Here is an 18,159-nt window from a genome sequence, read left to right as displayed (position 1 = left end):
AAATTTTGTAATATAAAAACGGGTATATACCCGTTTTTATTATATGAAGCCAAATATTCTAAAAAGCAGAAAAACCAGTTTTTTCAATTATTTTGTACAGGAAATTATTTAGCCCTGATTCTTTATTTGCCATATCGTAATCAAGGGTAAAATCCCCGTCTTTATTAGTCCATAATCTGTCAAAATAAGTGAGTACTTCATTTGAAAATTCAGAGTCATAAGGTGCGATAACTTTTAGTTCAGACTCCAGATTAAAATCACGGAGATTACGTCTTGTAAAGTTTCCTGAACCGCCGAATGCTACAAGATAATCAGATTTTTTTACAAGCATAAGCTTGGTATGAAACTGTTCCTCTCCGTTATTATACCATCGGAGAGTAATAATTCCGGGATTTTTGCTGCTTTTTTTCATGATTTCATCAGCAGCAGTTTTATTTGGAATACCGCCAGACTGATTGGAAGTGATGCTGTTGTTTAAGATAATATCAAAATTCACACCTCTTTTGGTAGCATTTAAAATCTCACGGACTACTATTCGGTCTGCCAGATAAAACTGTGCAATAAGTATTTTATCACCAAAAACAGCATTTTTAATTTCATCAGTTACACCTTTTCCTATTTTTCCTTCAGTGAGATATTGTACAGAGTAAATTCCGTTTTCAGCAGGAACTATCTTCAGCTCATGATCAGGGATAGTTTCTTTGGAGAATTTCGCAATATCCTGCTCTCCTTTGAAAATGTCCTGCATTATTTCTCCGCTTGTCTCAAAGGCGATATTAGAGTGTCTTGAGCCTTCTTTGTGAGGATTTGCCGAAGGAAGAAAAACGGTCTTTTCATTCATAATGACTTTTCTATGGTTGGCTTTCAGGTTTAAGGCCTTTAAAAGACTCCGAACAGTGACTTTCGGCGCACTTTCGGGATCAATCACATTTTTGATTTTTCCTCCGTTTTTTTTATTGCCGAAGGGTCTGATAAATGTACGCCATATGGGAGAATAAATCCATACAGGGTCATTAAGATGATCAAGGTCAATATAAATTATTTTGACTCCGAGATCGGTAAGAGGCTTATATAATTCATTATCAAAGGAACCGTAAAAATTATTATTAGGGTCAAGAATAATATAAACATCAAGATCCGGGTTCTTTTGTTTTTTTTCTACAATTTTATCCCTGAGCTTTTCAGCGAGAGAGTATAATTTATCTGAAGATTCTTTTTTCTGAACCCAGTCATTGAAAAGGAAAACATCTAAAATAAAAAAATCTTCTGATTCATCAAGAATCTCGTAAACTCTGGGCCATATATTACTTTCGTAAACAATTTCATCGTCTTTTTTATAAGTAAGGTCATAGTAAAATTTCACGTCATCTGATTTTCTCACTGGTGATTCTATGGAAGTGCCAGTGGGAACAGAGGAACATGAAATCAATATTAGAGTGAAAACCAGATAAAGTATTTTTTTCATATGCAGCTCCTTATTTTTTTATTACATTTTACTCTATTGGAGAAAATATTTCAAATTTTCTTAATTTGGGATGATGAAATATTGAAACAAAAAATCATAATAAAAAATATTATCGTTTGACTAACAAAATATATATGGTTTATAATATGATATCTGTTAAATAAAAATGCTTTACATAAAATAAGATTTTTAGAGGTGATTACGTGAAAAAAATAGGGATAATTATTTTGAGTATGTTATTAATTTTCGGCTGCGGAAATGGAGGAGTGCCTAAAGATGATAAAAACGCAGGTGAAGAAAAAATAACAGTAAAATTTATTTTTCCAGAAGGGCTTCCTGCACTTTCGGTATTAGGAATGTATTCTGAAAATAAACAGTTTGAGGATAATGTTAATATAGAATATGAAAAAGCAGCAACGGCAGAAACACTCACAGGCAGTCTTCTGACAGAAGATGATAATATAATTGCAATAGTGCCGTCCAGCCTTGCGGCCCAGCTTTATAATAAAAATATGGGATATAAAATACTGGGTACTGTCTCATGGGGTTCGTTATATCTGGTCAGCAGTGAAAATATAAGCGGACTTGAGGATTTGAAAAATAAGAAAACTGGAATAATAGGAAGAGGGCAGACTCCGGATATTGTTTTCAGGAATATATTAAACAAGAATAATATAGATGCCGAAAGTCTGGATCTGGAATATTTCAGTTCAGGAACAGAGCTGGCAAGTGCACTTGCTGCTGGAAAGATAAAAACAGCTGTATTGTCTGAGCCTGCGGCTTCGGTTCTTTTGAAGAAAAATACTGATGTAAAAATGATACTTTCTTTAAATGAAGAGTGGAAAAAATTATATTCAAATAAATACGGCTTTCCGCAGGCTACATTGATAGCTAAAGAGGGAGTGCTGAAAAAATATCCGGATATTGCAAAAAAGCTTGCGTTAGAGCTTGAAGAGCAGAATAAATGGCTTACAGGAGAGGGAAATAAGGAAGATTTTTTGAAAAAAGCTGAATTAAGCATACCGGCAGCATTTTTGCCAGAGATAATTAAAAATTCCAATATTAATTTTTTATCAATAAAAGAAACAGAAAATTATTATTTGGAATATTACAAAATATTATCGGACTTTGATGTGAAAACTATCGGGGGAAAAATTCCTGACAGCGGGATTTTTTATGAAAAATAAGTATCTGATCTTTTTTCTCTCAATACTGGGAACGGGTATAATATGGGAGTTAATATCAAAATATGTAGGAAATGATGTAATATTTCCCGGTCTGTCTTCCATTTTACGGGAAATAAAACTGATTATATTTCAGGATACATTTTTCAGGGAAATATACAGCACATTTATAAGAATTCTCTGTGCATTTCTGATTTCCATAATCAGTTCGCTGATTTTAGGTATTATATCGGCAAATTTCAAAGCTGTGCGTATATTTTTGAAACCGCAGATAAGCTTTATAAAATATGCACCGATTATTGCTATGATTGTACTTGTGCTTATCTGGTTTCCGAAGGAGATATCGCCTCTGGTAATAGGAACTGTGATTTCGTTTCCAATATTTTATGATAATATTGTAGGAAGTATAAATAATATTGATCCTGAAATCAAAAAACTAATAAAAGTATTTCACATAAATAGAAAAGATTCAATAATAAAGCTGTATTTTCCAGCTCTCCTGTATAATCTGACAAATATAGCAAGCTCTGTTTTTGGTTTGATTTTGAAAACTGTAATAGCAGGGGAAATATACAGTCAGCCGAAATACGGTGTAGGAAGCGGCATTCTAAATGAAAAATTAACGCTTAATACTCAGGGAATAATAGCATGGATAATAATAATAGTATTTTTTTCATTTATACTGGATTTTATCTTTCGTATTTTCCGCAATAAAGTGATGTTTTGGAGGGAAAATGGCTGATTATAGATTTGAGAATATAAATGTGAGCTTTGGTACTGATGTAATATACAAGAATTTCTCAATAGAATTTGAAAAAAACAGGATAACAACAATACTCGGCCGTTCAGGATGCGGGAAAACCACGCTTTTAAACTACATAATGAAAGATATTCTGAGATATAAAAATTTAAGCTGTGTTTTTCAGGAAGAAATTCTGGTAAAATGGCTTACTGTTTATGAGAACATTGAGCTTGTATTGAAAAATAAAGGTCTGTCAAAAACAGAAAAAAATGAAATAATTATAAAGAATCTGAGACTGGTCAATCTAAACGGATATGAAAAATATTATCCGTCCAGCTTAAGCGGCGGAATGAAGCAAAGGGTAAATATAGCCAGAGCAGCATCATATCCTGCAGACCTGCTCTTTATGGATGAACCGTTTAAATCAATAGATATTATTAATAAAGAAGAAATAATAGGAAAACTGAAACAGGAAATAAAAAGCCGCAATCAGACAGCTGTTATGGTTTCACATGATCTGGACGAAGCTATTGACTTCTCTGACAATATAATATGCATATCCGGTACAGAAGGAAAAAAAATAAAAAAATTTTCTGTAAATAAATATATTTCTAAGGAAATGCTGATAAAATATATCTGATAAGATATCAATAATGAAAGTGCAATTATCAGAAAAATTTTGATTTTTGGCATGTTAGAATGAATTTTGGAGAGAATAATGAAATTATATGAAATAATATTATCATATTTATTAATGATAAATATATTTACAATGTATACTTTTTTTCTGGATAAAAGTAAAGCCAAAAATAAAAAATGGAGAATAAAAGAAAGTACACTTTTTCTTTTATCAATCGCTGGCGGAAGCCTTGGAGCCCTGTTAGGCATGAAATTATTCAAGCATAAAACAAAACACTGGTATTTTAAATACGGTATTCCTTTTATACTGATAGTTCAGATAATCTTAACAGCATATGTGACAGTCAGATTTCGTGATTTATAAAAGGAGATAAAGATGATGAAAAAGTTTAAAAAAATAATAATATTAGCCAGCTTATCCGCTTTGGCAGTATCATATGAAAATATAAAATCTTCGGCTGTAGATACTGTAGATATTGATTTTGTAACTAATACACAGGCATTAGGAAAAATAACCGTAAAAAAATTATTTGGAATGAATGCTGACCAGCTGCGGCATCAGTTAAAAGGAACGAAGGACGTGTATGCAGTAAATGCATCCGGAAAAACACTTTCCGGTCTGAAAAAAAATGAAGACTGGTTTGGTCAGACTGTAGAAACTATTTATCATCTTGACGGTGAAAATAGGACGTTAAGCAGTATAGAATTGTATTATCCTCAAGGAAGCTATGATATAATTATATCAAATATGACAAAGCAGCTGGGGATACCAGTATCAGTAAAAACAATGGAAAAAAACATGCCTTCTGTTAAAGAAGCTGAATTTTGCAATAACGGATTAAATTTTACAGTAACAGATTTTAGCGGTTATATATCAGTTATAGTAACTCCTGAATAATTTTGGAGGTTAATCATGAAAAAAGTATTTATATTTATCTTATTTTTGACAGCCGGCTTATTTTTACAGGCTAAAACAGAAAAGTCACCATTGGTTAATTATAACTGTGATGACGGAAGAGGTTTTCAGATAAGAAAAATAAATGATAATGTAATGGAAATAAGAACAAAGTATGATATAGCAAGACTAAAAAAAGATGAAAATGCGAGCAGCGAGATATACAGCAACAGGAATTATGAACTGGGTTTATTGGAGGATGCCGCATATCTCAATATTTTTGGTTATTTTCCTTCATGGAACAGCGATTTTAATACATATGACAGAAATAACTGGGGAAATAATAATGTGTATATAAATGAACTGTACAGAGGATGCAAAATAAGCAAATAATTTGAAAGACTGAACAGGCAGTTTTATTGACAGACAACATATAATTCAAGCTTGAAAAATTAAAAAGTAAAAAATTATAAGTTAGAAAATATAACGGATTTACCGGATAAAACTAATAAAAAATCTTGAATTTATCTTGATTTTGTTGTATACTCGTCTAGTATAGTGACCGGTTCGCATTACCGGTACATTATAACAGTCGTTTTTATTAGAAATTAATTAAACATAGTGCGGTCAATAGATTTTGAAAAACTGAAATTACGAAACATATCAGTCAGAATATCAGACCTGGGGAATGTAAAGTTATATCTAAGGTACGGGTATTTTGGTTTTGAAATGTAATATTTCACCAAATTACCGGCATCTTAGATTAGAACAGTTTTTAATAAACTTAATAAATTGAGTCATAAGTACTCTGTTACTGTAATATTCAGATTTTTGATATTATTACCAGAGTACTGTAATTATGAAGGGAGAAAAAATGAAACAGGCAATGGAATTAAGACAGGGAAGTACATACAGAAAGGATAATGTACCTTATTTAATCCTGAAAGCAGACAGACACCAGTCGACATCCGGAAAAAAAGCAAGAGCAGCTGAGATGAAATTCAAAATAAAAGATCTTATTTCCGGTAAAGTACAGGAAATAACAGTATTATCAACTGAAATGATAGATGATATTATACTGGACAGAAACCAGATGCAGTTTTTATATGCTATGGATGAAGAATATTTTTTTATGGATCAGGAAACATTTGATCAGATAACACTTTCAAAAGATGATTTGGGAGATGCAGTAGATTTTCTTATAGAAGAAATGGTAATACAGGTGCTTATGTATGAAGGAACTCCGGTAGGAGTAGAGCTGCCAAATACAGTAGTAAGAGAAGTTACATATACTGAGCCCGGATTAAAAGGAGATACAATCGGAAAGGCCACTAAACCGGCAACAGTATCGACAGGGTATATTTTACAGGTTCCTCTGTTTATAAAAATCGGGGATAAAATAAAAATAGATACAAGAACCGGGGATTACATGGAAAGAGCAAATGATTAATAAATAAAACACAGGGGGTGTGTTATGAGGTATATTATTTTATTTTTTATTCTGTTTTCCTCATTGTTTCCGGAAAATACAGTGCTGATTGCGAGTTTTAATACCTTGAGACTGGGAAAAAATAAAAAAGATTATTATCAGGTTTCAAAAGTATTATCAAAATTTGACTTAGTCGGTTTACAGGAAGTAATGAATGAAAACGGTCTGAAAATATTAAAGGGGAATCTTGAGAAAATAACAGGGAAAAAATGGGAATATCATATATCTGAAAAACCCGCAGGCAGCGGAGAGTACAAAGAATATTTTGCATACATATGGCAGAAAGAAAAGGTAAGCTTGAAAGAGCCAGCAGGCTATTATCAGGAAGAGAAGCCGTCTGACTTTGAAAGAGAGCCTTACGGTGTATGGTTCAAAGCCGGGGAGTTTGACTTTGTATATGTGCTTGCCCATTCGGTCTATGGAAAAAAAGAAAGGGAACGTATTCTTGAAGCTTCAAGATATATTCTGGTTTATAATTTTTTTCGAAAAATGGTTCCTTTGGAAAAAGATGTGATAATAGCCGGAGACTTTAATCTCCCGGCAAATAACAGAGGGTTTAGGAAATTAACAGTACATCCGGAACAGATAGAATATGTTCTAAATCCGGACGAGGATCTGACAACTCTGGGTAAAAAATCACTGGTTAATTCATACGACAACTTTTTTATAAGCAGAAAACATACTAAGGAGTTTACAGGAAGATACGGAGTATATAATTATATAAAAATAATTATGAAGAGATAAAAACATATATATCGGATCATCTTCCAATTTATATAGAGATCAACACTTCTAAAAAGGGAATACTTCACTCATAAAATAAAAAAGATTTTGTAATGAAGTAGTTTTTATTTTATGAAATATTTATATATAAAATTATTTTAGCAAAAGGAAAGTATTAATATTCTTTTTTTAATAACAAGTTTATGATACAATATGATACAGAATATAAACGAGAGGTAATAAATGAAGAAAAGCAGTAGCATACTAATAACAGTATTATGTTTATTATTTCTATCATGCAGTACCATTAAAACACCGCCTCCGGGAGTGGATTTCGAAAGCAAGGAATATCACAGTGAGATAGCAGAGTTTAAATATGATTTGTCATATCTTACCAAGGACGGAGATGCTGCACATGAGACACACATCTTTAATAAAGTATATAAAAATATAGATGAAGCCGAGGAGTTTCTGATAATAGATATATTTTTGTATAATCAGATATATGACAGGAATTTTGGAAAATTTCCTGAATTTACCGAACAGTTTTCACAAAAGCTGATAGACAAAAAAAGAGAAAACGAGGATTTCAAAATATATCTGCTTACTGATGAAAATAACCGCTTGTACGGCTCTTATGATAATCCTGTATTTAAGAAGCTGGAACAAAACGGAATTGATGTGACAATGGTAGAAATATACAAGCTTAAGGATATATATCCATGGTATTCTCCTATCTGGAGAACTTTTATAGAACCGCAGGGCAATCCTATAGAGAAGGGCTGGATACCGAATTTTTACGGTAAGCAGTATCCGGATATGGCAATAAGAAATATATTACGGGCAGTGAACGTAAAAGCAGACCACAGAAAAATTTTTACTACTGAAAAATCATTAATATTAACTTCGGCTAATATTCATGATGCGAGTTACTATAACAGCAACACTTCTTTTGAAGTAAACGGGAATATTATCAACGAGTCTATAAAAAATGCGAAATTAGTGGGGGAATTTTCAAATAAAGATATAGATGTAGAGCCTGATTATGAATACTCTGATTATGAGGATTCCAGATATAAGGTAAAGATGATAACAGAGCTGAAAGTAGGAGAGGCACTGGACAGAGATATAAAAGCTACAAGGGCGGGGGATAAAATTCAGATAGGAATGTATTTTTTATCTGATAAAGAAGTAATAAAGCATCTGATAGATGCTGCAAACAGGGGAGTAGAAATAAGAATGATCCTTGACAGGAATAAAGATGCTTTTGGAATGGACACAAACGGACTTCCAAATAAACCTGTAGCCAAGGAAATAATGAAGAAAACAAAAAATAAAGTACAAATAAAATGGTATTTTACAAATGGAGAACAATTTCACACTAAATATATGAAAATAGAGAAGAAAAACGGAACAGTAATTATAAACGGCGGTTCTTCGAATTTTATAAGAAAGAACATCAGAGGGTTTATAATGGATGCCAACCTGAGAATAATAACTGATGCAGAGGCTCCTATTAACTTAGAAATGAACGATTACTTTGAAAGATTATGGAATAATGAAGACGGGATATTTACATTAAACTATGAAGACGAACCGACAACAGGAATTTTTAGGGATACTTTATTTCATATAGAAAGATTTACAGAAATTGGGTCATTTTAAATATTTTGATTAAAAAGAGGTAGATGGTAAGTATGAAAAGAATTTTAATATTGTTTTCTTTATTATTAGTACTTTCTTGCGGCGAAAAGAAAAATAAAGATAATACAGAACAGAAAAAAGATGCAGCAGCAACGGAAAATATTAATAATGGAAATGAAATAACAGCACTTGGACAAAGTATGATTGATGACGGGAAAATGGATTCCGAACAGAATGTAGATCAGGCTAAGATAGAACAAGCCAAGGAAGCTGCGAAAAACGGTGATGTTCAGGCAATGTTGGCTCTTTCGGCATTTTACTATCAGAGTAATGAAAAAGAAGAGTCTAAAAAATGGCTGGAAATGGCTGCAGAAAAAGGAAATAATGATGCAATAAGAAACCTTGCTATAATTAACAGGGAAATGGGTAATGAAAAAGAATACCTGAAGTGGTCGGAAAAATATGCACTGAATACAAATGATAAAAACATGCTGGCAGCAATAGGCGGAACATATATGAACAATAAGAATTTATCAGAGGCTAAAAGATGGTTTGAAAGAGCTTATAATGCCGGTGAAAAAAGGGTAGATATAAATATAGCCCAGATAAATGCAAATCAGAATAATATGTCAGAAGCACTTAAATGGTACAAAAGAGCGGCGGCACGTGGTGAAAAAGATGCAAACAGAGGAATAGGACTTATCTATTTTAATCAGAACAGAAATACCGAAGCGAGAGAATATCTGAAAAAAGCTTACAATTCCGGTATGAAAGAGCTTTCTATGCCTATAGCAATAACATATCATAAACAGAATAATATGGAAGAGGCTAAGAAGTGGTATGCCATAGCTGCTGCAAACGGGGATAAAGATGCTAAGAAGAATCTGGCAATATTAAATTCAGCCGGTTCTGCGAAAACAAATGCAAGCAATGATCCGTTATTTAATTCACCTATTGACAAGGCTCCGTCTTTGACAGGAGGAACACCAAATAAGACTAAAACACCAACAGATGATACTAACAGTACAAATATTGTCAAGAATGGAAATAATCAAAATCAGGGGGTTACTGTGGACTACACACCGCAGGATAAAAAAAGCGGAAATTCAGATCCTAATGATATGTTTAACGTAGATACAAATTAATTAACAGAAAATGAAGGAGGGACAAATGAAAAAATATTTTTTGATAGCTATGTGTTTTTTATTTACTATGACTTATTCTAAGCAATTTTTAACTGTGGAAGATGTGAGGGCAGAATACGAACTTATACAAAAAGATATGCCTAAATATGAGAAGGTAGCCGTTCCTGATAATGGAAACAGTACAGAAGGCGGAGAAGCAGTTTATTATTATGAAAATAAAAGACTAAAGGTAATTGTGGCAGGCTATTTTGGTGAAACGGGAAAAATGCATGAAGAAATCTATTTTGGAGATAATTATCCAATATTTGTATATAAGGAAAGACATACTTATAATGCTCCGATAACAGATAAGAAATTCAACGAGAAAAGAACAAAGATTCATAAGGAAAGATACTATTTTGATTCAAATAAAAATCTTATAAGATACATAGATGAAAAAGGTAAAATAATAGTGAGCGGAGACAAGCTGCAAAATGAATCAATAAATATAAAAAATGAAATAGTAAGATTATTAAGATTACGTAATACAAAAAAATAAAAAATGAACTGCTTCATATAAGATTGGGGCAGTTCATTTTTTATTTACAATATAATTATTTCTTAGATGCTCTTATTTTATTTGGCAGTGAAAAAAGCTTTATAAATCCTTCAGCATCTTTATGGCTGTAAAGCTCGCCGCTGTCCCCGAAAGATGAGATTTTTTCACTGTAAAGTGCATAATCTGAATATCTTCCTGCTACTTTTATATTTCCTTTATATAATTTTAATTTTATAGTTCCTGTCGCATTTTCATGTACTTTATCTACAAAAGCATCAAGAGCTTCTCTTAATGGTGTGAACCACTGACCTGAATAAGTAAGATCAGCATATTTTTGAGAAACCAGCTTTTTAAAATTAAGTGTGTCTTTATCAAAAATTATGCATTCAAGCTCATTCAGAGCTTCCATCAGAAGAGTTCCGCCCGGAGTTTCATATATTCCACGCGATTTCATACCAACAATTCTGTTTTCTACGATGTCTGTAATTCCTACACCGTTTTCTCCTGCAATTTTATTAAGTGTTTCCAATAATTCTACAGGAGCAAGAGCTTTTCCGTCTACTTTAACCGGCCAGCCCTTTTCAAATGAAATTTCTACATAAGTAGGATCATTTTTTGCTTTTTCCGGAGAAGTAGTCATCAGATATAAAATATCTTCCTGATGTTCTGTAGTAAGGTCTTCTATATCTCCGCCTTCATGTGAAATATGCCATAAATTCTGATCTCTCGAGTATATTTTTTCCTTGGTAACAGGTACGCTTATACCATGCTTGTTAGCGTAATCAATAGCATCTTCACGTGAACTTATATCCCACATTCTCCATGGGGCGATTATTTTTAATTCAGGATCAAAAGAAGCAATCCCAGTTTCAAATCTTACCTGGTCATTTCCTTTTCCTGTGGCACCATGGCATATATATTTTGCATCTTCTTTATGAGCAACATCTACAAGTGTTTTAGCAATAAGCGGACGGGCAAAAGCAGTCCCTAAAAGATATTTATGTTCATAAACAGCACCGGCTTTCAGTCCTCTAAAAGCATAGTCCCTTACGAATTCTTCCCTTTTGTCTTCTACGTAAACTTTGGTAGCTCCCGATTCTACAGCCTTTTTTCTTACTTCTTCCATATCATCTTCCTGACCGACATTTACACAGCAGGCTATTACTTCCAAATCATAGTTTTCTTTTAACCACGGGATAATAATAGATGTGTCGAGTCCTCCTGAATAAGCCAGTACTACCTTATCTTTTGACATTTTAACCTCCTAAAATTTTTTAAAAATAAAAATCAATGGGTACCCATTGACTGAATTAATACTATTAAATTAAAACTAACAGAAATATAATGAAAAAACAGTAATAGGAATTTATTGAATAAAATTGTGTGAAAACATTATCCTAAAATTATTTCTCATTATCTCTCCTCCTAATAACATATTTATAAATAGAATTTACCATAATTTTATAATAATGTCAATAACCTAAGTATATAATTAAATTCAAAAAAAATATATAAAATATATACTTAAGTTGTTTGTGACATACTGTAGTAAATAAATTAAGATATTAATGAATTTAGAAAATCATTACCGTTTTTAATCTGCATAAGAACATTATCCTTTGAAGTACCTCCGAAAGATTTTCTTTCATTTACACAATTTTCAGTTTTTATGATCTCTGTTATATCTGACTCAAATACAGGTGAAAAATTCTTAAAATCTTCAAGAGTCATATCATCAATTGCTATTTTTTTATCTTCACAGCTGCTTACGATCTCACCGACAATTTTATGGGCATTTCTAAAAGGGATTCCTTTTTTGGCAAGATAATCAGCCACATCAGTAGCATTTAGAAAGCCGTATTTCATGGATTTCAGTATTTCGCCGTCGTTAATAGTGATCGTAGCAAGCATTTCATTAAAAATTTCAAGGGAAATCTCTATATTATCTATAGAATCAAAAATTCCTTCTTTGTCTTCCTGCATATCTTTGTTATATGCAAGAGGGAGAGCCTTCATAGTAGTCAGTATTCCCATAAGATTTCCATATATTCTCCCAGTTTTTCCACGAATAAGCTCTGGGATATCAGGGTTTTTTTTCTGCGGCATAATAGACGAACCTGTAGAAAATGCATCATCCAGCTTCAAAAAATTGAACTCTGAAGTGCACCAGATTATTATTTCCTCGGAAAATCTTGATAAGTGCATGGAAATAATAGAAATAGCAGAAGAAAGCTCTATGATAAAATCTCTGTCACTAACAGAATCAAGACTATTTTGCGTAACAGCAGAAAAACCAAGTTCCTGTGCTACATAATGTCTGTCTATATTAAAAGTAGTACCTGCCAAAGCACCGGCACCAAGCGGCATTTCATCACTTCTTTCAAGATAATCGGAAAGTCTGGTGATGTCCCGTCTGAACATTTGAAAATAAGCCATCAGATGATGGGAAAATAATATGGGCTGGGCTCTTTGGAGATGAGTATAACCCGGTATTATTATATCTATATTTTTTTCAGCAAGATTAATAAGTGTTTTTTCAAGAGAAATAAGAAGCTCTGTAATATAGTGAGCTTTGTTACGCGTATACATTCTTATGTCTAAAGCAACCTGATCATTTCTGCTTCTTGCGGTATGAAGTTTTCCGGCAACAGGACCGATTAATTCAGTAAGCCGTTTTTCGACAGCCATATGTATATCTTCATCTTCAATCTTGAATTCAAAATTTTCATTTTGAATTTCTTCTTTTATTTTAAGCAGACCGGTTTCTATTTCTTTTTGTTCTTCAACAGAAATTATATTCTGCTTTGCAAGCATTCTGGAATGTATGATACTTCCGTTTATATCTTCAGCATACATTCTGCAGTCAAATAAAATAGACGCATTAAATTTTTCAAGCAGTTTGTTGGTTTCTTTTTTGAAACGACCTTCCCAGAGTTTCTTCATCTTTCCTCCTAAATTTATTATTTAATTTATTATAGTATATAATCGGGTAAATTGGAACAAATATAAAAGATTTTTCTGTTACATAATTTCTCAAAGCAAAAACAAAGGATATTCAAATAAAAAAATAAGTAGACAGTGATAATTTGTAAGTGTTTTTATAAGAAACTTTGTTTTCTTCATTAAAAACCCCCTTAAGTGCTAGGCTCATGATGTGAGTCTAGTTTTTTTATATATTTGTAACTAATAAAGGGGCGAAATTAGAATAAAAAAATAAATTATATAAACGTGGTATTATTATAAAAAACAGGATAAAATCATTATAGTGTCATATATTGTTTTATAATCAGTCAAATGACACTGTCTGTTTTACCGTCTGCCAGCTATTTTCAGTCAGTATAAACGGAATCAGTTTAATAATTTTATCCATGTTCACTATTTTTTTTCAGTTATTTTATTTCTGACATAATCAGAAATTTTATTTTTGTTTATAATAACAGAAAATCTTAATGGAAGAGTTTTTAGTTCTTCCAGCTGCTTTGGAAGGTTAATTCCGCATACAGCTGATAAATCATCCAGCATCTCATACGGATTTTCTTTTTCGGATAAATTAAGTGCTGATGCTGCAGCATACGGAAATTTATACGGGTGTGCAGTGGAAATAATAACAGAATGAGTCTTATCTCCGCTTTCTTTCAGATATTTTTCCAGAACTGCATAACCTACAGCAGTATGAGGATCCATTAAATAAGAAAATTTTGAATAAACTTTTTTTATAGAATCCACAGTTTCATTTTCAGTGGCAAAATCTCCGTAGAATTCTTTCTGTATTTCTGTCAGCTCATCTTCAGTTACTGAAAGAGTGTTATTTTTCATAAGATTTTCCATTAATTCAGATATACGTGAAGAATTTTCCCCGGTAACATAATACAGGTATCTTTCAAAATTAGATGAAAGCAGGATATCCATTGAAGGAGAATTTGTAGTGTAAAACGGACGTTCTTTATTATAAGTACCGGTTTTGAAAAAATCAGCAAGAACATTATTTTCATTTGAAGCTGAAATAAGCTTATCTATAGGTATACCCATCTTTTTTGCTATAAATGCAGCTAATATATTACCGAAGTTTCCTGTGGGAACTACTACGTTGAATTTTTCGTTTTCTGTAATAATTCCTTTATTTCTGAGATTTACATAAGTCGTAACATAATAAACTATTTGTGGAAAAAGACGCCCGATGTTAATAGAATTTGCACTTGAGAAAGTCGTATTATTTTCCTGACATAAATTTTTAAATTCCTGACTGGAAAAAATATCTTTTACGGCAGACTGTGCATCATCAAAATTTCCTTCAATAGCAACAATATCTACATTACCGCCGAGTTGTTTTCTCATTTGATCTTCCTGCATAGGACTTACACCGTTTTTAGGATAAAATACAATGATTTTGATGCCGGGAACATCACGGAATCCTTCGAGAGCAGCTTTTCCAGTATCACCGGAAGTGGCAGTAAGTATAAGTATATCATTTTTTTCATTCTCTGCTTTTTTAGAAGCTGTAAGCAGATAAGGAAACAGTGAAAGAGCAAGATCCTTAAATGCCAGTGTTCTTCCATGAAAAAGCTCCGTAAGGCTTATATTTTGATCAAGTTTAGCTACCGGAGCTATTTCCGGCGTATTGAAGGTATCAGTGTTATAAGCGTTATTTATTGATTTCTTCAGCTCCTCATCACCCAAATCCGGAAAAAATTCCTTTAAAACATAAAAAGCGGTCTCCTGATAAGACATATCTTTTAGAATGTCATAATTCAGATCAACTGAAGGAAGATTTTCGGGAATATAAAGCCCGCCGTCTCCGGCAAGTCCGTGAAGGACTGCATAGCTGGAATTCACAGTTTTTTCATTATTTCTTGTACTTTTGTAATTCATAGGCACCTCACAATTTCTTTTTATTTTATAATAACATATACAATTATTAAGTACAAGTAGTCACAAAATATATATAATATATAAATTAAAAAGTAATAATAATAATAATTTTCATAATAAATGGTGTATAATATAACTATTATTACAAAAAAATATAGCAGGAGAGGGCGAAAAAATGATGGAAAGTGTGGAATTGGTAATATTTGATATGGACGGACTGATGTTTGATACAGAAATGATGTACCTGAAATTTGCTCCGGGTGCTGCAAAAGATCTGGGGTACAATGTAAAAGAAGATATTTTGAGAAAAACTGTGGGAACTAATCACAAATGGGCTTTAGAAATTTTTAAGGCAGAGGGTTATGAAAATTTTCCGTTTGCCGAATTTTGGAAAATATTGGACAAAAAATACTCGGATTATTTTGATGAAACAGGAGTTCCAGTAAAAAAAGGATTGTTCAAAATGCTTGATTTTCTAAAAAGCATTAACATGAAAATGGCAGTAGCAACATCAAGCCGTCGTGTAAAAGCCGAGAGACTTTTAAACGAATCAGGTGCAATGAAATATTTTGACCTGACAATGTACGGAGATGAAGTTCTTAATGGAAAACCTGATCCGGAAATATTTTTGAAAACAGCCGATAATCTTAAAACAGAATACGGAAAATGCCTTGTATTTGAAGATTCAATAAACGGGATAAAAGCCGCACACAGCGCCGGGATGATTCCAGTAATGATTCCGGATACAATAGAGCCTACAGAAGAAGTTAATAAAATTATATACAAAACATACAGCAGCCTTGAAGATGCAATTCAAATTTTTAATAAGGAATAGGTGAAAAAATGCAAAAAATAGAATTGGTAATATTTGATATGGACGGTTTGATTCTGGATACTGAAAAATTATATCTGGAGTTTGGTCTGGAGGTATTCAGGGATTTTGGACATAACATAACAGAAGAAGCAATTCTGGGAACTGTGGGACTGAATGATGAATCTACAAAAGCTTATTATACTGAATATCTTGGAAAACCTGTCAATTTTGAAGAAGTATTTCAGGAAATAGACAAGAAACTGCTGTCTGCATCAATAAATAAGGAAATAGGAATAAAAAACGGTTTTTTTGAGCTGGCAGATTATCTTGAAAAAAATAATATAAAAAAAGTAGTAGCAACATCTTCAAAAAGGGAAAAAGCTGAATACATGCTGAAAAATGCAGGAATATTTGACAGATTTGACTTTTTAGTCTGTGGGGATGAAGTTCTTAACGGGAAACCCGATCCGGAAATATTTCTGAAAGCAGCGGAAAAACTAAAAGCCGATGTTAAGAATACTATGGTTCTTGAAGATTCGTATAACGGTCTTAGAGCAGCCAAAAGTGCAGGGATGATACCGGTTATGATACCGGATCTGCTCAAAGCAAATGAAGAAATAACAAAAATAATATATAGGGAAACAAAGGATTTGAACGGGGTAGTAAAAATTCTGAAATCTTATGAAAATTAGCACACACAGTCTTCATAACTTTTTATGTTAATGAAGTACTGTCTTTCCTGAATTTGTTGACATATTTTGAAAAGATATCACATCAGTATTTTGAACTATTTATATACAGTTAAATAGTTTTGTATATTTAATCACTGCTTGTGTCATTACCAGTTGGTGCCTTATGTGCCGCACCTTCTTTTTTTCATATTGTATGTGTCAGAAATGCGGATATGCAGGTCAGGATATCAGATTAGGAGGGAAAAATGGAGTTTAATAGATTTTATAGAATAATAAGAGATAAATATATCACATATGCTGCAGCTGTTGAAGATTTTGAATTATTAGAAGAATTGGACTCAATTTCTCACGAACAGGCTAATTATTTATTTAGAACCTTATTAATTACTGAAAATTTTAAAAAAGCAATTATCAAAAAAATAGAAGACGAATAAAGAAAATATATGATTTTATAATGCTGCCAAATGTAAATGAAAAGAAAATTTTTATAAAAGCATTACATTTTTGGGAAGTTTATTATTTTAGTTAGCGTTTCAAATAATATGACCGTAAATTTTTTAGTGAGTAGAAGGTTAATTTTTCCTTGACTTTACTGGCGAAAAGGTATATTGTTTTATATATAATTGTATATAAAATGGAGGTAGGGACATGAAACTAAAAGGAACTAAAACAGCAGAAAATTTATTAAAATCATTTGCCGGAGAATCACAGGCAAACAGAAGATACACATACTATGCAAAAGTAGCAAGAAAACAAGGATATATCCAGATAGCAGATATTTTTGAAGAAACAGCTGATCAGGAAAGCATGCATGCTAAGCGTTTTTTCTCATTTTTGAATGAAGATAAAGAACTGCAGGGAGAAATGCTTGGAATAACAGCTGAATATCCTGTAGCATTATATGAAGAAACACTTGATAATCTTAAAGCAGCAGCAGCAGGAGAAAATGAAGAATGGACAGATTTATATCCTGAATTTGCAAAAGTGGCACGTGAAGAAGGATTCGGTGCTATTGCAGCAGCTTATGACAAAATTGCCGAGGTAGAAGCAAGACATGAAAAACGTTACAGAAAATTGATTGAGAATATAGAAACTAATACTGTATTCCAAAAATCTGAAGTAGTAGAGTGGAAATGTACTAAATGCGGATATGTTCATACAGGAGATAAAGCACCTGTTAAGTGTCCAGCATGTTTACATGACCAAGGATATTTTGAGTTAAATAATACTAATTATTAATATTATATTTGAAACTTAAAAAAATTCATAATTAAGTTAAGCAGTTTTATTCTGCCGGCTTATTATGAATTTTTTTATTTG

At 32.2% G+C, this 18,159-nt stretch carries 19 protein-coding genes; 15 read left to right on the top strand and 4 right to left on the bottom strand.

Annotated features, from left to right (window positions below; all coding sequences use genetic code 11):
- Positions 1-58 precede the first annotated feature (58 nt).
- The gene (locus STERM_RS11215) at positions 59-1,465 is read right to left on the bottom strand and encodes a phospholipase D family protein (protein WP_012861730.1); all 1,407 of its coding nucleotides are present in this window, start codon (positions 1,463-1,465) and stop codon (positions 59-61) included.
- A gap of 203 nt (positions 1,466-1,668) precedes the next feature.
- On the opposite strand from STERM_RS11215, the gene STERM_RS11210 reads away from it, so the two are divergent.
- From STERM_RS11210 to STERM_RS11160, 11 genes are all read left to right on the top strand, one after another.
- The gene (locus STERM_RS11210) at positions 1,669-2,652 is read left to right on the top strand and encodes an ABC transporter substrate-binding protein (protein ID WP_012861729.1); all 984 of its coding nucleotides are present in this window, start codon (positions 1,669-1,671) and stop codon (positions 2,650-2,652) included.
- Positions 2,642-3,391 (top strand): ABC transporter permease, encoded by a 750-nt coding sequence (locus tag STERM_RS11205; protein WP_012861728.1) that lies wholly within the window; start codon positions 2,642-2,644, stop codon positions 3,389-3,391. Before STERM_RS11210 ends, STERM_RS11205 begins: the two co-directional genes overlap by 11 nt.
- Positions 3,384-4,031 (top strand): ATP-binding cassette domain-containing protein, encoded by a 648-nt coding sequence (locus tag STERM_RS11200; RefSeq protein WP_012861727.1) that lies wholly within the window; start codon positions 3,384-3,386, stop codon positions 4,029-4,031. Before STERM_RS11205 ends, STERM_RS11200 begins: the two co-directional genes overlap by 8 nt.
- Positions 4,032-4,109: 78 nt before the next feature.
- The gene (locus tag STERM_RS11195) at positions 4,110-4,394 is read left to right on the top strand and encodes a DUF1294 domain-containing protein (protein ID WP_012861726.1); all 285 of its coding nucleotides are present in this window, start codon (positions 4,110-4,112) and stop codon (positions 4,392-4,394) included.
- 15 nt (positions 4,395-4,409) lie between these two features.
- Positions 4,410-4,928, top strand: a complete 519-nt coding sequence (locus STERM_RS11190; protein WP_147289483.1) for a hypothetical protein — start codon at positions 4,410-4,412, stop codon at positions 4,926-4,928.
- Positions 4,929-4,943: 15 nt separating this feature from the next.
- Complete coding sequence (locus STERM_RS11185) at positions 4,944-5,318, top strand: hypothetical protein (RefSeq protein ID WP_012861724.1); 375 nt, start codon at positions 4,944-4,946, stop codon at positions 5,316-5,318.
- A 481-nt stretch (positions 5,319-5,799) separates the two neighbouring features.
- A complete protein-coding gene (efp, locus tag STERM_RS11180) occupies positions 5,800-6,375 on the top strand; it encodes an elongation factor P (RefSeq protein ID WP_012861723.1) in 576 nt (191 codons plus the stop codon).
- Between the two features lie 24 nt (positions 6,376-6,399).
- Positions 6,400-7,158 carry an endonuclease/exonuclease/phosphatase family protein gene (locus STERM_RS11175; protein ID WP_012861722.1) on the top strand — a complete coding sequence of 253 codons (759 nt, stop codon included), beginning with the start codon at positions 6,400-6,402 and terminating at the stop codon, positions 7,156-7,158.
- 222 nt (positions 7,159-7,380) lie between these two features.
- Positions 7,381-8,802, top strand: coding sequence for a phospholipase D family protein (locus STERM_RS11170; protein ID WP_012861721.1), 1,422 nt, complete (start codon positions 7,381-7,383; stop codon positions 8,800-8,802).
- Between the two features lie 32 nt (positions 8,803-8,834).
- Positions 8,835-9,926: a tetratricopeptide repeat protein gene (locus STERM_RS11165; protein ID WP_012861720.1), complete on the top strand. Its 1,092-nt coding sequence runs from the start codon at positions 8,835-8,837 to the stop codon at positions 9,924-9,926.
- Between the two features lie 25 nt (positions 9,927-9,951).
- A complete protein-coding gene (locus tag STERM_RS11160; protein ID WP_012861719.1) occupies positions 9,952-10,464 on the top strand; it encodes a hypothetical protein in 513 nt (170 codons plus the stop codon).
- Positions 10,465-10,519: 55 nt separating this feature from the next.
- Here the strand turns inward: STERM_RS11160 and STERM_RS11155 are convergent, their stop codons facing one another.
- The 3 genes from STERM_RS11155 to thrC all read right to left on the bottom strand — a co-directional run bounded on the left by STERM_RS11155 (position 10,520) and on the right by thrC (position 15,333).
- Positions 10,520-11,719, bottom strand: a complete 1,200-nt coding sequence (locus STERM_RS11155) for an argininosuccinate synthase (RefSeq protein WP_012861718.1) — start codon at positions 11,717-11,719, stop codon at positions 10,520-10,522.
- Between the two features lie 302 nt (positions 11,720-12,021).
- Positions 12,022-13,407 carry an argininosuccinate lyase gene (argH, locus tag STERM_RS11150; RefSeq protein WP_012861717.1) on the bottom strand — a complete coding sequence of 462 codons (1,386 nt, stop codon included), beginning with the start codon at positions 13,405-13,407 and terminating at the stop codon, positions 12,022-12,024.
- Positions 13,408-13,839: 432 nt separating this feature from the next.
- On the bottom strand, positions 13,840-15,333 hold the full coding sequence (gene thrC / locus STERM_RS11145; protein WP_012861716.1) for a threonine synthase: 1,494 nt from the start codon (positions 15,331-15,333) through the stop codon (positions 13,840-13,842).
- A 175-nt stretch (positions 15,334-15,508) separates the two neighbouring features.
- On the opposite strand from thrC, the gene STERM_RS11140 reads away from it, so the two are divergent.
- The 4 genes from STERM_RS11140 to rbr all read left to right on the top strand — a co-directional run bounded on the left by STERM_RS11140 (position 15,509) and on the right by rbr (position 18,078).
- On the top strand, positions 15,509-16,168 hold the full coding sequence (locus STERM_RS11140) for an HAD family hydrolase (RefSeq protein WP_012861715.1): 660 nt from the start codon (positions 15,509-15,511) through the stop codon (positions 16,166-16,168).
- Between the two features lie 8 nt (positions 16,169-16,176).
- Positions 16,177-16,839, top strand: a complete 663-nt coding sequence (locus STERM_RS11135; protein WP_012861714.1) for an HAD family hydrolase — start codon at positions 16,177-16,179, stop codon at positions 16,837-16,839.
- Positions 16,840-17,084: 245 nt separating this feature from the next.
- The gene (locus tag STERM_RS11130; protein ID WP_012861713.1) at positions 17,085-17,273 is read left to right on the top strand and encodes a hypothetical protein; all 189 of its coding nucleotides are present in this window, start codon (positions 17,085-17,087) and stop codon (positions 17,271-17,273) included.
- 214 nt (positions 17,274-17,487) lie between these two features.
- Positions 17,488-18,078 (top strand): rubrerythrin, encoded by a 591-nt coding sequence (rbr, locus tag STERM_RS11125; protein ID WP_012861712.1) that lies wholly within the window; start codon positions 17,488-17,490, stop codon positions 18,076-18,078.
- Positions 18,079-18,159 lie beyond the last annotated feature (81 nt).

Origin of the sequence: Sebaldella termitidis ATCC 33386, assembly GCF_000024405.1 — a bacterium.
In the GTDB taxonomy this organism is placed as follows: domain Bacteria; phylum Fusobacteriota; class Fusobacteriia; order Fusobacteriales; family Leptotrichiaceae; genus Sebaldella; species Sebaldella termitidis.
The sequence above is the reverse complement of the archived record's forward strand: the minus strand, read 5'-3'. Positions and strand labels throughout refer to the sequence as shown.

What these genes read in the sequence shown, in the direction of transcription:
- STERM_RS11170 (WP_012861721.1), top strand. Translation starts at nt 7,381, where the DNA reads ATGAAGAAAAGCAGTAGCATACTAATAACAGTATTATGTTTATTATTT.
- thrC (WP_012861716.1), bottom strand. Translation starts at nt 15,333, where the DNA reads ATGAATTACAAAAGTACAAGAAATAATGAAAAAACTGTGAATTCCAGC.
- argH (WP_012861717.1), bottom strand. Translation starts at nt 13,407, where the DNA reads ATGAAGAAACTCTGGGAAGGTCGTTTCAAAAAAGAAACCAACAAACTG.
- STERM_RS11140 (WP_012861715.1), top strand. Translation starts at nt 15,509, where the DNA reads ATGATGGAAAGTGTGGAATTGGTAATATTTGATATGGACGGACTGATG.
- STERM_RS11215 (WP_012861730.1), bottom strand. Translation starts at nt 1,465, where the DNA reads ATGAAAAAAATACTTTATCTGGTTTTCACTCTAATATTGATTTCATGT.
- rbr (WP_012861712.1), top strand. Translation starts at nt 17,488, where the DNA reads ATGAAACTAAAAGGAACTAAAACAGCAGAAAATTTATTAAAATCATTT.
- STERM_RS11165 (WP_012861720.1), top strand. Translation starts at nt 8,835, where the DNA reads ATGAAAAGAATTTTAATATTGTTTTCTTTATTATTAGTACTTTCTTGC.
- STERM_RS11200 (WP_012861727.1), top strand. Translation starts at nt 3,384, where the DNA reads ATGGCTGATTATAGATTTGAGAATATAAATGTGAGCTTTGGTACTGAT.
- STERM_RS11130 (WP_012861713.1), top strand. Translation starts at nt 17,085, where the DNA reads ATGGAGTTTAATAGATTTTATAGAATAATAAGAGATAAATATATCACA.
- efp (WP_012861723.1), top strand. Translation starts at nt 5,800, where the DNA reads ATGAAACAGGCAATGGAATTAAGACAGGGAAGTACATACAGAAAGGAT.
- STERM_RS11205 (WP_012861728.1), top strand. Translation starts at nt 2,642, where the DNA reads ATGAAAAATAAGTATCTGATCTTTTTTCTCTCAATACTGGGAACGGGT.
- STERM_RS11190 (WP_147289483.1), top strand. Translation starts at nt 4,410, where the DNA reads ATGAAAAAGTTTAAAAAAATAATAATATTAGCCAGCTTATCCGCTTTG.
- STERM_RS11185 (WP_012861724.1), top strand. Translation starts at nt 4,944, where the DNA reads ATGAAAAAAGTATTTATATTTATCTTATTTTTGACAGCCGGCTTATTT.
- STERM_RS11155 (WP_012861718.1), bottom strand. Translation starts at nt 11,719, where the DNA reads ATGTCAAAAGATAAGGTAGTACTGGCTTATTCAGGAGGACTCGACACA.
- STERM_RS11175 (WP_012861722.1), top strand. Translation starts at nt 6,400, where the DNA reads ATGAGGTATATTATTTTATTTTTTATTCTGTTTTCCTCATTGTTTCCG.
- STERM_RS11195 (WP_012861726.1), top strand. Translation starts at nt 4,110, where the DNA reads ATGAAATTATATGAAATAATATTATCATATTTATTAATGATAAATATA.
- STERM_RS11135 (WP_012861714.1), top strand. Translation starts at nt 16,177, where the DNA reads ATGCAAAAAATAGAATTGGTAATATTTGATATGGACGGTTTGATTCTG.
- STERM_RS11160 (WP_012861719.1), top strand. Translation starts at nt 9,952, where the DNA reads ATGAAAAAATATTTTTTGATAGCTATGTGTTTTTTATTTACTATGACT.